Source organism: Capnocytophaga sp. oral taxon 323 (assembly GCF_001278825.1).
GTDB lineage: Bacteria > Bacteroidota > Bacteroidia > Flavobacteriales > Flavobacteriaceae > Capnocytophaga > Capnocytophaga ochracea.
In genome coordinates, this window is record NZ_CP012589.1 from 572,123 (window position 1) to 584,556 (window position 12,434).

Genomic DNA, 12,434 nt, shown 5'->3' on the forward strand with positions numbered 1-12,434 from the left:
TATAAAATACTACTCAATTGACAAAGTAAAACTTAAAAATCGTCAATGAGAAGTTCTTTTAGTGATTGGTCTTTACATACTACAGCAACAAGTGTGCGTTCTTATAAAGTTTGCCCAGTTCATCTCGTACTTCCATTAGGGCAAACCCCAAGAGATTCTTACCACGCCACGAAGCGATGTTGAACGCTTTTTCGTTATCTTTACCTAAACCAATACCCCAAATGGTGTCTAACGGACTGGCTTCTACTAATATCTTATCACCCGTAGATAAAAGAAAATCCATCATTGCTTGGTTTTGGGTAAATTTATAGTAATTGCCATTAAGTACAATACTGTATTTCACCTTATCCCATACGGCAGGGTCGAAATTGCGTACTTTTCTGCCTAAAGCCTTTATCAGCTTAGGGTCAGTGGTGTTCATTATTTCCTTTTCTACTTCTTCATCGTCAAACAAACGAGCTTTTTCAGCCATCATATACTGTTCAGTACACGAATATTCATCGGTATTTACATTAAAAGACGAAAGTTGCCATTGTGAAAAACAGGATTCATCTATGGCATCGGCATTAGGTTTCCAAAAGAAGAGAAACTTGAGTTTTTTAGGAGAGTTAAGAAAGGTTTCTTTGGAATATTTACACATTCCCTTAGGTTGCCAAAAGGAAATACTTCCAAAGTAATAATCCTCTTCATTATCAACAATATCTTGAGATAATTTACCGTCATTATTAATCATTTTCCAATTGTTGTGATGCCAAAAAACAGGATAAGGAAAAAGCTTTTGATACTCTTGCTGCTGTTTAGATGTAAGCGTGTCGTACCAATCCCAAAAATGGTAACGGTACTCTTCGCCATAGCCCATACGCCAGCCCATCGTAAATTCAGAAAGTTCAGGATATTTAATCCACTGCGGAGTCATATAATCCATAATTGAATAATTAATCATTAACAATGGGACAAAGATAGTAAATAATTAGATAATTAGCAAATGCGCTGTTAATACCACAGTGCGAATCGTACGGGCAGTCGTAGCACGACAGGCAATCATAGCACGATGGGCAGGTAATAAAAAGACGGTGCGAGCCACAAGAGCAGATAATGAAATAACGAACAAAAGACGGTGCGAGCCACACGGGCAGATAAAGAAAAGACGAACAATGAACGAACAATGAACGAACAAAAGACGAACAAAAGACGAACAATGAACGAACAATGAACGAACAAAAGACGAAGAAAGAACGAACAAAAGACGAACAAATGACGGTGCGAGCCGCACAGGCAGATAAAGAAAAGACGAAGAAAAGACGGTGCGAGTCGCACGGGCAGATAAAGAAAAGACGAAGAAAAGAAGGTGCGAGTCGCAAGGGCAGATGAACAAATAACGAACAATGAATGAAGATAAGGTGAAAGAAACCTCTCCCTATTCACATACTGAGCTGTTGCAAACTTCCTCTTTGAGGAATGTAGCGACGCAAAAAACATTGTGAGATGAAAATGATTAAAAATTTAGGGTGAAGAAAAAGTAAAATTGATGCTTTTAAAATATAAGAATTAGCATAAAGTTTTGCTATATAAAAAAAATGTACTACTTTTGCAAACTGAAAAATTTGGATTAATATTTTTTAAAAAATGAATATAAACAGAGAGCAAGTAGATGCTTTGAATGCTGTCATTAAGATAGCTATTGAAAAAAACGACTACGCCGATAAAGTAGAGAAAGTACTAAACGATTACAGAAAAACTGCTTCTATTCCTGGATTTAGAAAGGGTCACGTACCTGCTGGTATGATTAAAAGACAGTATGGCAAAGCTGTGAAGTTTGACGAAATAAACCGAGTGTTACAAGACTCGTTGTACAAATACATAGGCGATGAAAAACTCAATATTTTAGGTAACCCTCTCCCCAAAGAGAAAAAAGACATCGACTTAGATGCTGATGACTTTACTTTTGAGTTTGAAATAGGCTTGGCTCCTGCTATCGAAGTAAACTTGCAACCTAAAAAAGGAATCGTTCGCTACGAAATTACCGTTACTGATGACCAAATCGACAAACAAATAGAACGCATTCAGAAACAATTTGGTAAACTCGTTGCCAAAGGCGAAGTAATAGATGATGACAGTCTTGAAGTGACTGGTACTTTCTTTAACGAGGAAAAAGGTATTGACTCTCAAGCTACTTTCACCTTAGAAGAACTCAGCAATGCTGTTCGCAAAGAGTTTGTAGGCAAAAAAATAGGTGACCAATTTCAGTTGCAAACCAAAGGATTGTTCAAAGATGCACACAGCTTAATGCACTACCTAAAAGTATCGCACGACGAAGCTCATCACTTAGATGTAGAAGTTACTTTTACCCTGGAAGAAGTGAATGAACGCGAAAAAGCTGCTTTAAACCAAGAATTGTTTAATAAGCTCTTCCCTGATGGTTCTGTTACCACCGAAGAGCAATTGCGCAACAAGATAAGAGAAGGTGCTCAACAACAATACAATGAGCAAGCTGACCAGCATTTTTTAAACACCGTTACCGATTATTTGGTAGACAATACTCAGTTTGACCTCCCTGTTGCTTTCCTTAAAAAATGGTTGCGTACCGCTGGTGAAAAAGAACTTACTGAGGAAGAAGCGGAAAAAGAATACGAGCATTCAGAAAAAGGATTGCGTTATCAGCTTATCGAAGGCAAGGTAATGGAAGATAATAACTTGCACCCTAAATTTGAAGAGTTAAAAGACTTTGCGCGCACTTATATCAAAGCACAGTTATCTCAATACGGTATGCCTACCGATGACGATAGTTATGTAGACGGCATTGTAGACCGTGTATTACAAAACCGCGAAGAAGTACAACGCATTCAGCAACAATTGGTATTTAAGAAACTCATTGAGTTTTACAAAGAAAATGTAAATACTGATGTAAAGAAAGTTACTTTCGATGAATTTGTAAAGTTAGCTTTCCCTGAATAGAACTTCACAAAAAACATAAAAAACCAGTCCAAAATTGCTAATGATAAATACCATTTCTGTATCTTACTTTGGCAATTTTGGACTACCCTTTTTAGGTAAAAGGTAAGAGATAAAAGGTAAAAACAGCTACACTTAGACAAAGTTTGATATTTTGTAGAAGTCTGTTAATCATTATCTAACCATACTTCCTAAAAAGATAACCTTTAATTATTAACAATTAATCATTAAAAAAGTGAATTTATCAGACGAATTTAGAAAATATGCTACTAAACAGCACGGTGTAAATAGTCTTTACTACGATAAGATTATCGGCAGTATGACCCCTTACATTATGGAGGAACGACAGCTGAATGTAGCCCAAATGGACGTATTTTCGCGCTTGATGATGGATAGAATCATCTTCTTGGGTACCGATGTAAACGACCAAGTAGCGAATATTGTTACTGCGCAATTGCTTTTCTTGGAAAGTGTGGATAGCGCTAAAGATATTCAAATCTATATCAATTCGCCAGGGGTAGCGTGTATGCCGGCTTAGGTATTTACGATACGATGCAGTTTATAAAACCTGATGTGGCTACTATCTGCACCGGTATTGCTGCTTCGATGGCTGCCGTATTGCTATGTGCTGGAACTGAGGGCAAACGCTCGGCATTGCCACACTCTCGTGTGATGATTCACCAACCTTCGGGAGGTGCACAAGGGGTAGCCAGCGATATGGAAATAAATCTAAAAGAAATGTTGAAACTCAAAAACGAACTCTACGAAATCATTGCCAAACACTCTAAGCAACCTTTTGCTAAAGTGTATAAAGACTCAGAACGCGACTACTGGATGATAGCACGCGAAGCTAAAGAGTATGGTATGATAGACGAAGTGTTAGAAAGAAAATAATGGCTAAAAAAGAAGTAGAATATTGTTCATTCTGCGGTCGTGCAGAACCCGAAACCGAGATGCTAATTCGCGGTATGGCTGGTAATATATGCAACTATTGCGTTGAACAAGCTAATATCATTATAGAAGAGGCATTCGGTACTAAAGCTCAAAAAGGAAAGCCTGTAGTATCGGGTGATATGACCCTGAAAACCCCACAAGAGATTAAAAAATTCCTCGACCAGTATGTAATAGGTCAGGACTTTACTAAAAAAATACTCTCAGTGGCGGTATACAATCACTACAAGCGTTTGCAACAACCCGATGCCGACGATGAAGTGGAAATACAAAAGAGTAACGTGATAATGGTAGGCGAAACGGGTACAGGTAAAACCTTGGTAGCACGCACCATTGCTAAGATGCTAAATGTGCCTATTGCCATTGTAGACGCTACAGTACTCACTGAGGCAGGCTATGTAGGTGAAGATGTGGAGAGTATTCTCTCACGCTTGTTACAAGCTGCTGACTACGATGTGGAAAAAGCTGAAAGAGGCATCGTGTTCATAGACGAAATCGACAAGATTGCTCGCAAGAGCGACAATCCCTCTATCACTCGTGACGTATCGGGCGAAGGAGTACAGCAAGCACTGCTAAAACTCCTCGAAGGCTCTGTGGTGAACGTACCTCCCAAGGGCGGACGCAAGCACCCCGATCAGAAGTATATAGAAGTAAACACCGAACACATCTTGTTTATTGCCGGAGGAGCTTTCGACGGTATTGAGCGTGTTATTTCTAAACGCCTGAATATGCAAGCGGTGGGTTACAACTCGTCTAAAAATACACAAGTAGATAGGAAAAACTTGGTGCAATACATCATACCAAAAGACCTAAAAGACTTCGGTTTGATACCCGAGATTATAGGTCGTTTGCCGGTGCTTACCTATATGAATCCATTAGATAAACACACTTTACGTATGATTCTTACCGAACCTAAGAACGCTATCATCAAACAGTATAAAAAACTCTTTGAGATGGATGGCATTAAATTTGATATAACAGAAGAAGCACTCGACTTTATCGTTGAGAAAGCCTTAGAATATAAACTCGGCGCACGTGGTTTGCGTTCGCTATGCGAGAATATACTCACTGATGCGATGTTTGAGCTTCCTAATTCAGGCGTAAAAGAACTGACAATAACCAAAGAATACGCTGAGGAAAAACTCAACAAATCGGCTTTGCAAATAGCTTCTTAAATTACAAAAGCAGGTGCGAGCTTGTAGCTCGTGCCTTACCTTTTAATTGTTAATTAATTGAATATGGATACAACACAAATCATTCGCAATAGCCTCCTAAAAGCTGTTTCTTACGAGACCTATCGCAATCTGATAGACAAGTATGCAACAGAAGGAAAATCGAGCGGAGAAGAACAAACCGAAGAACGCATATATTACACTGCTTTGAACCAAAAACGCTACAAACGTTTAGATAAGACCATAGAAATACCTGAAGATAAGGGTCAATTCTTTGCAAACTATCCTAAGAGTGTTTGTTTATTAGTGATTACCGAAAGTTGGTGTGCTGATGCAGCTCAAATTGTACCCGTCGTACATAAAATAGCGACCCTCAACCCTAAAATCACTATGAAACTTGTTTTTAGAGATGAGAATGAAGAGCTGATGAATCTTTTTCTTACCAATGGAGGTAAAGCCATTCCTGTAGTAGTGTTTTTAGACTTAGAAGATAAGGTGTTAGCACATTGGGGCTCTCGTCCGTCAGTAGCTACTAAAATGGTAGAAGAAGAGAAAACTAAGAATGGTAAACTCACCCCTGAATCCAAAGAAGAACTACAAAAATGGTACAACCAGGACAAAGGAGCCACCATTGTAGACGATTTTATGAAGATAATGAAAACATTGTAACCTCAATTATTAATTTAAAATATAAGTTATATGAAAAAACTAATAATAATGATGGCACTTAGTGCCTTTTCTGGTGTATCAATTAAAGCACAAGATGCGACAACAACTTCATTTAGTTCACAGAAAACTGCTTCAACTACTGTGGAAGTACAACCTGAAGAACCAAAGCCTACCAGCCTACCCGAACAGTTCCAACGTATGATAGACAGAGCAGGGTCTTGGCAAAACTACAAAATGTTTGACAAAGTTAAGCTTGCCAGCTTTCAACGCAGTATGGCAGACAGTGTGAATAATATAAAATCACGCCTCGCGGCTGAAAAGGGAAAAGTAAAAACTCACGAAGAAACTATTAAGACACTAAATGATAATATAGCCTCTTTACAAACTACCTTAGACCAGACCCGCAATGAGAAAGATAGTATGAATCTGTTTGGAGCTTTGTTATCCAAAGGCTTATACAATACCATTATGTGGGGAATTATTATTGCTTTAGGAGTTCTATTAGTGCTATATATTTACAAATACTCTAACGGAAATATCGTTACAAGAAAATCTCTTCATCAATTATCAGAATTACAAGAGGAATACGAGAGCTATCGCAAAGCAGCTATTGAACGCGAACAGAAAGTGCGTCGCCAGTTGCAAGACGAAATAAACAAACATCGTTAGACTGATGCGTATTGATATTATATCGGTTGTTCCTGAACTAATGGAGAGTCCTTTTGGCTACTCCATTATAAAGCGTGCGATTGATAAACAATTAGTAGAAGTACATTTCCATAACCTACACGATTATGCCAATAATGCCTACCGACAAGTAGATGACTATCAGTTTGGGGGGGGGGCAGGTATGGTGCTGATGATAGAGCCTATCGATAAGTGTATTTCAGCTCTCAAAACTGAAAGAGATTATGACGAGGTGATATTCCTCACCCCTGATGGCGATACACTGCAACAAAAGATGGCTAACCAACTGTCGTTGGCTAAAAATCTTATCATCTTGTGTGGGCACTTCAAAGGGGTAGACCAACGCGTACGCGACCACTTTATCACTAAAGAAATATCCATTGGTGACTATGTGCTTTCAGGTGGAGAATTAGGAGCTGCTGTACTCTGCGATGCAATTATTCGCCTTATCCCTGGTGTCCTCTCCGATGAAACCTCAGCCCTTACCGATTCGTTTCAAGACAATTTGTTGGCTCCACCAGTCTATACACGTCCTGCCAACTACAAGGGTTGGAAAGTACCCGAAATCCTTACCAGTGGCAATACCCCTAAAATAGAACAATGGCGGGAAAATATGGCTTATGAACATACCAAAGCCAAACGACCTGACTTACTGAAATAACAAAAGAATAACTTAAAATAATCCTTATGAATAAAAACTTAGCTTACACTTACGGAGCTTCCAATATCTCTCTTATAGGGGAGACTATCGACCAGAATCTTCGTAAAACAGTGGAAAAATACCCTAATAAGGAAGCGCTTATATCCGTACACCAGGACTATCGAGTTACTTACGCCGAGTTTTATGCACAAGTAACGGCAGTAGCCAAAGGGCTTATCGCCTTAGGTGTGAAACAAGGCGATAGGGTAGGTATTTGGTCGCCTAATTGCTATGAGTGGACGCTCTTGCAGTATGCTACCGCCAAAATAGGAGCGATAATGGTGAATATCAATCCTGCTTACCGCACCAGCGAACTGATTTATGTAATCAATCAATCAGGGATATCATATATCTTCGCTGCCCCTCAGTTTAAAAGTAGTAATTATAAAAAAATGATAGACGATGCGCGTGAGTTTACTGAAACTTTGCGTAAAGAAGTGTATTGGGGAGAGAGCTGGCAACATTTCTTAGCACACGGTGAAAAAGTTACCGACGAGAAACTACTTTCTTTTGAAGAGAAAGTGCAGTTTGATGACCCCGTAAATATACAATATACTTCAGGAACTACGGGCAACCCCAAAGGTGTTACACTTTCTCACCACAACATCCTCAATAACGGTTATTTTATCGGTATCCGAATGAATTATACCGAAAAAGACAGAGTGTGTATTCCTGTACCTTTTTACCACTGTTTCGGAATGGTTATTGGAAATCTCGCTTGTACAGTTCACGGGGCTACAATGGTAATCCCTAATGACAGTTTCGATGCTACTAAAACACTCGAAGCTGTAGAGAAAGAAAAATGTACTTCGCTTTATGGTGTGCCTACGATGTTCATCTCAGAACTGTATGTATTAGACAAACAACCTTATGATTTATCAAGTTTACGCACAGGAGTAATGGCAGGTGCTTTGTGCCCTCCTGAAATTATGAAACGTGTAAAAGAGCAAATGAATATGCACGAAATAACTATTTGTTACGGTATGACAGAAACTTCACCTGTCTCTACACAAACTAAAATAGGAGCACCTTTCGAGAAACAAATTTACTCGGTAGGAACTATTCACGACCACTTAGAGATTAAGATTATCAATCCTGAGACCAAAGCTATCGTCAAACGAGGTGAGAACGGTGAGCTATGTACCCGTGGCTATTCAGTAATGTTGAAATATTGGAACAGTCCGCAAGCTACACAGCAGGTGATAGACGAACAACGCTGGATGCACTCTGGCGATTTGGCTATGATGGACGAGGATGGCTATATTCATATCTCAGGTCGCATTAAAGATTTAATTATTCGCGGAGGTGAGAATATCTCTCCTAAAGAAATAGAAGACTTCCTCTATACCTATAAAGGAGTAATGGACGCGCAAGTAATTGGTGTCCCTAGCAAAAAATACGGTGAAGAAGTTATGGCTTGGATTAAACCTAAAGAAGGGGTTACCCTCACCGAAGAAGAACTCCACGACTTCTGCAAAGGGCGTATTGCTCATTATAAAGTGCCTCGTTATTGGAAATTTGTAGAAGAGTTCCCGATGACTATCTCGGGTAAAATACGCAAGGTAGAAATGCGTGAAATATCAGCGAGAGAACTCGGTTTAGAGGACGAAGATTAAGGTAAGGGAACTATTTTCCCTGTCTCTTTATTCATAGGCATCTGCGCCTTTACTTCTTTGAGGTAATGGCGCAATTTTTTTGTGAGTTGCTTTGTCTTACGAGGGTACTGCTTAATTAAGTTATGAGCTTCGCTTATATCTTCTTTAATATTGAACAACTGTTTTTCACCTGTTTTGTGCATATATACTAATTTCCAATCGCCTTGCCTTATAGCACTCGAAGCTCCATAACCATAGCCTTCTACTGTATACCAATTGTTAGGACAATGCCAATAAAAGTAACGGTGCTCCTCTCCTACTCTTTTACCTTTTAAGGTCGCCAAAAAACTTTTCCCATCTACCTTTTGAGGTACTTTATAGTTTCTTATCTTCGCCACTTCCAAAAGCGTCGTAAATACATCTTCTATAATTACAGGTTGCTCCGTGCGCTTATTCGTGGGTAGTTGCCCTTGCCAAGAGGCTATCATAGGAATACGCACACCTCCTTCATAAGCCGAGCCTTTACCTGCTTGTAGCGGATAGTTATGTGTATTAGGCTTTCCACCACGACCTACGGCACTCAGCCCTCCGTTGTCCGATAGAAACAAAATAAAAGTATCATTTTCTAACTGATGTGCTTTGAGGTAATCCAACACATCGCCCAAACTCTTGTCCATAGCTTCTATCATCGAGGCATAACGGGCTTCAATAGGATTTAAATGCTGATATTTAGCACTGAAACGCTTATCTTCCTCAATAGGAATATGCACTGCATAATGTGAGAGGTAGAGAAAAAATGGACGGTCTTTAGGTCGGTTATCTAATGTTTCAAGTGCTTCTAACGTAAGTGCTTCAGTTACCGAAATATCTTTTCCCCAATATTTTTCGAGGTCAGGAATCGCAAAAGCCGACGAAGGTTGTCCATCAGTACGATTGCCAAAATTAGTAAGCCCTGAATAGCTTGCAGGTCCTCCTCCTGCGTGTCCTGCAATATTCTTCTCAAATCCTAAATTCAACGGATTAGTCCCTAAGGTTTGAGTTGCCCCAAAGTGTGCTTTTCCTATGCAAATAGTGTAATAGCCAGCTTCTTTTAATAACTGAGGAAGCGTTTTAGCATAATAAGTGTGAGGTACATTAAGTATGGGTGAAATACCATTCACATTCCAATCGGGTGGTGTGAGCACAGTATCTTCCACATCGGTAGGGGTATTGTAGTGCAACGTCCAGTTAGTAACACGGTGGCGTGCCGCATTGCTACCGGTAAGTAAACTCACTCTGCTGGGCGAACAAATTGACGCCGCATAACCTTGCGTAAGCTGCACCCCTCGCGAAGCCAATCGCTCCATATTAGGTGTGTGATAAATATCGTTATTAGGAACACGTTCACTCCAAAAAGGCAAAGAAGTGTCTTCCCATCCCATATCATCTACTATAAAAACTACTATATTAGGGCGTTGTGCTTCAACCGTGAGAAAAAAGAGTGTTGAAGCAAGTAAAAAGAGTGTTCTCATTTCATTTAAAGTTTTAGCAAAGATACAACTTTTCAATTAAAGAAAATTATATATAACTAAAATAATAACTAAATTTCATCTTAGATAGGGTCTAAGTTGATCTTAGATATATTTATTGTTCGTCATTTGTTTGTCTGCCCGTGCGGCTCGCACCGTCATTTGTTTATCTGCCCGTGCGGCTCGCACCGTCTTTTGTTCGTCTTTTGTTCGTCTTTTCATTATCTGCCTGTGCGGCTCGCACCTGCCCGTGTGGTTCGCACCGTCTATCCTATAAGCTTTGTATAAAAATCTTTTTAATTCACTACTAATCATTAACCATTAATCATTAACGATTCATTTGTGCTTTTGTCACACCCTTTTTGTTATCCTCTTTCTATCTCTTCTGCTATTTCTTTAAATATCTTTAACTTATTCTTCTCAGCCAAAAGTCTGAACTTCTGTGCGTATTCGTTAGGAAACTGCTTCCAAAAATCTGTGTCAGAAAGGTTATACAGAAAATAATAAGCATTTCCAGCCTTCATTTTTTCTAATGAGTGATAAACAAGCTCATACTTATTGGGTAAGTTTCGTTTTAAAATAAGGCGGTACAACCATATAGTGTCTTCTGAAAAAGTTTCTGAGAGTGCTTTCAAAAGCCATTCATCTAATGATTTTCCATCTTTTTCTAAGGCATCAAGTATAATAAAAGTATTTAATGCATAATTGTTATGGAGCTTTTTAAGACTACGGAGGAATGAATAAAACACAGGTATCCAACGAGGGTCTATTCTATCTACTCTCACCTCTGAACATTTACGAATTGTATAAGTATAATAACCATTAGTTCCACTAAATGCTTCTAACATACTTCCTGTTGCAAGTGATTTTCCAAGTGTAGTGCTAAATGTTTCAAATAGTTGTTCCTTACTAAAATTATCATTATTAAAAGCTCTCCAAAAAAAGTTTATCCACAAATCATTATAACCACTGTTAAAAGTGAGATATTGCTTATGCTTATCATAAAATGCCACTACCTTATCAGCTTCAAAGCTATTGAGAATACCCACTATTTTCATAGGTATGGGGTCATAAGTGTTCTTAAATAGATTCTTCCGAAGAGTATTGAATTTCTGAGATTGTAATAATTCAGATAAGAACTCATATACTTCATTACAATCCTTATTCTCCAAAATATCCAAATCAATAGCAAAACGTTCAAAAGCATTGGTTACTGTTGCATTGTTATCTGTTTTTTCTATTGAAAGTAGTATATTAAATTGCTCGTATACCTTTTTAAGAAAAGGTTGATAATGTGAAGGTATTGCTAATAAAGAAATAGCTTCAGCCAAAGCTTTTGCATTTCCTTTTGCTTTATTAGTTTCATAAAGTGCAAGTAACTTATCGATGCTACGTTGTGTGCCCAATATTGCTAATGCCTTATAGGAAGCCTCCCGTACCAACTTATTCTTGTCACCTGTAAGACTCATAATAAAGTCTTCTGTTTGTGTATCTTTTCTCTCAGCTATTATGCTAATGGCTTCAGCTTGTAGGTTAGGTAAACTCTCACTGAATATCTTATCCGTTAGGCTATCCATCTGGGCATACTTTAGCTGGTATAATAATCGCAAACGGCGTACGTTTTCAGTCTTATCCTCTAAACGAAAATCCGATAGCAGGAAAGGGAGCATCGCTTGACCACAAGTGGGAATAATAGTTTGGAGTACATAATCGGCGAGTTCAGTATACTTATCAGCCAAGGCATAGCTCAAATAACCAAAGGTACGAGAATCTTTAAATATACCACGTTCAAAAGCATCTTTAAGTACTTCTAAACGTCCTGAGTTACTTTGGGTAAGAGCTTGCAATACAGGTTTCAGTTGTAAATACGAATAGGTTGTATTCACATCGGCTATAGATACATTGGGTTCTTGTAGGGCTTTGGTAGCTTCTGCTTGTATAGTAACGCCTTGTGTATAGAGCACCGAATAGAGCAAAGTGGAAACACTTAATAGCTTTTCGGCAGATTGCTGGCTTTCAACTTGTAGCAATGCTTCTACTTCTTGGGCTAATTTATTAAATACAGGAGCCTTTTCTCCCAATTTCTTCAGTATAGGAATGTACTTCTGCAAGCGAGGGTCATTTTTAGCAAACTTACTTCCTGCTATAAACAGGCGGTTAAATTCTTGTTGTAAATCGTATAAAGGTTTCATATCTAATA

The 12,434-nt window shown here is 38.7% G+C and carries 11 protein-coding genes and 1 pseudogene; 8 read left to right on the forward strand and 4 right to left on the reverse strand.

Annotation, left to right across the window (positions count from 1 at the left end; all coding sequences use genetic code 11):
• Positions 1 to 79: 79 nt before the first annotated feature.
• Positions 80 to 925, reverse strand: coding sequence for an NADAR family protein (locus tag AM608_RS02555; RefSeq protein ID WP_172672740.1), 846 nt, complete (start codon positions 923 to 925; stop codon positions 80 to 82).
• Between the two features lie 284 nt (positions 926 to 1,209).
• Between AM608_RS02555 and AM608_RS11975 the strand changes: the two genes are divergently transcribed.
• The 8 genes and pseudogenes from AM608_RS11975 to AM608_RS02590 all read left to right on the forward strand — a co-directional run bounded on the left by AM608_RS11975 (position 1,210) and on the right by AM608_RS02590 (position 8,747).
• Complete coding sequence (locus AM608_RS11975) at positions 1,210 to 1,371, forward strand: hypothetical protein (protein ID WP_157466226.1); 162 nt, start codon at positions 1,210 to 1,212, stop codon at positions 1,369 to 1,371.
• A gap of 255 nt (positions 1,372 to 1,626) precedes the next feature.
• Complete coding sequence (gene tig / locus AM608_RS02560) at positions 1,627 to 2,955, forward strand: trigger factor (RefSeq protein ID WP_009751461.1); 1,329 nt, start codon at positions 1,627 to 1,629, stop codon at positions 2,953 to 2,955.
• 232 nt (positions 2,956 to 3,187) lie between these two features.
• Positions 3,188 to 3,846 (forward strand): annotated as a pseudogene (clpP, locus tag AM608_RS02565) (ATP-dependent Clp endopeptidase proteolytic subunit ClpP).
• Entirely contained in the window at positions 3,846 to 5,078 is a 1,233-nt protein-coding gene (gene clpX, locus AM608_RS02570) for an ATP-dependent Clp protease ATP-binding subunit ClpX (protein ID WP_002672217.1), read from the forward strand. The pseudogene clpP and the gene clpX overlap by 1 nt, the downstream one beginning before the upstream one ends.
• Before the next feature lie 63 nt (positions 5,079 to 5,141).
• Positions 5,142 to 5,744 (forward strand): thioredoxin family protein, encoded by a 603-nt coding sequence (locus AM608_RS02575; protein WP_053580662.1) that lies wholly within the window; start codon positions 5,142 to 5,144, stop codon positions 5,742 to 5,744.
• A gap of 30 nt (positions 5,745 to 5,774) precedes the next feature.
• Complete coding sequence (locus AM608_RS02580) at positions 5,775 to 6,413, forward strand: hypothetical protein (protein ID WP_002672221.1); 639 nt, start codon at positions 5,775 to 5,777, stop codon at positions 6,411 to 6,413.
• Positions 6,414 to 6,417: 4 nt separating this feature from the next.
• Positions 6,418 to 7,092 (forward strand): tRNA (guanosine(37)-N1)-methyltransferase TrmD, encoded by a 675-nt coding sequence (gene trmD, locus AM608_RS02585; protein ID WP_053580663.1) that lies wholly within the window; start codon positions 6,418 to 6,420, stop codon positions 7,090 to 7,092.
• Between the two features lie 26 nt (positions 7,093 to 7,118).
• A complete protein-coding gene (locus AM608_RS02590) occupies positions 7,119 to 8,747 on the forward strand; it encodes an AMP-binding protein (RefSeq protein WP_053580664.1) in 1,629 nt (542 codons plus the stop codon).
• Here AM608_RS02590 and AM608_RS02595 read toward each other — a convergent pair.
• The 3 genes from AM608_RS02595 to AM608_RS02605 all read right to left on the reverse strand — a co-directional run bounded on the left by AM608_RS02595 (position 8,744) and on the right by AM608_RS02605 (position 12,426).
• A complete protein-coding gene (locus AM608_RS02595) occupies positions 8,744 to 10,237 on the reverse strand; it encodes a sulfatase (protein WP_053580665.1) in 1,494 nt (497 codons plus the stop codon). The two genes, AM608_RS02590 and AM608_RS02595, sit on opposite strands and share 4 nt — an antisense overlap.
• A 102-nt stretch (positions 10,238 to 10,339) precedes the next feature.
• A complete protein-coding gene (locus AM608_RS12295; protein ID WP_053580666.1) occupies positions 10,340 to 10,549 on the reverse strand; it encodes a hypothetical protein in 210 nt (69 codons plus the stop codon).
• Between the two features lie 50 nt (positions 10,550 to 10,599).
• Positions 10,600 to 12,426 (reverse strand): HEAT repeat domain-containing protein, encoded by a 1,827-nt coding sequence (locus tag AM608_RS02605; protein ID WP_053580667.1) that lies wholly within the window; start codon positions 12,424 to 12,426, stop codon positions 10,600 to 10,602.
• Between the last annotated feature and the right edge of the window lie 8 nt (positions 12,427 to 12,434).

Coding starts and splice junctions, on each gene's coding strand:
- AM608_RS12295 (WP_053580666.1), bottom strand. CDS start 10,549: ATGATTAGTAGTGAATTAAAAAGATTTTTATACAAAGCTTATAGGATA.
- AM608_RS02590 (WP_053580664.1), top strand. CDS start 7,119: ATGAATAAAAACTTAGCTTACACTTACGGAGCTTCCAATATCTCTCTT.
- tig (WP_009751461.1), top strand. CDS start 1,627: ATGAATATAAACAGAGAGCAAGTAGATGCTTTGAATGCTGTCATTAAG.
- AM608_RS02575 (WP_053580662.1), top strand. CDS start 5,142: ATGGATACAACACAAATCATTCGCAATAGCCTCCTAAAAGCTGTTTCT.
- AM608_RS02580 (WP_002672221.1), top strand. CDS start 5,775: ATGAAAAAACTAATAATAATGATGGCACTTAGTGCCTTTTCTGGTGTA.
- AM608_RS02555 (WP_172672740.1), bottom strand. CDS start 925: ATGGATTATATGACTCCGCAGTGGATTAAATATCCTGAACTTTCTGAA.
- AM608_RS11975 (WP_157466226.1), top strand. CDS start 1,210: ATGAACGAACAAAAGACGAAGAAAGAACGAACAAAAGACGAACAAATG.
- trmD (WP_053580663.1), top strand. CDS start 6,418: ATGCGTATTGATATTATATCGGTTGTTCCTGAACTAATGGAGAGTCCT.
- clpX (WP_002672217.1), top strand. CDS start 3,846: ATGGCTAAAAAAGAAGTAGAATATTGTTCATTCTGCGGTCGTGCAGAA.
- AM608_RS02605 (WP_053580667.1), bottom strand. CDS start 12,426: ATGAAACCTTTATACGATTTACAACAAGAATTTAACCGCCTGTTTATA.
- AM608_RS02595 (WP_053580665.1), bottom strand. CDS start 10,237: ATGAGAACACTCTTTTTACTTGCTTCAACACTCTTTTTTCTCACGGTT.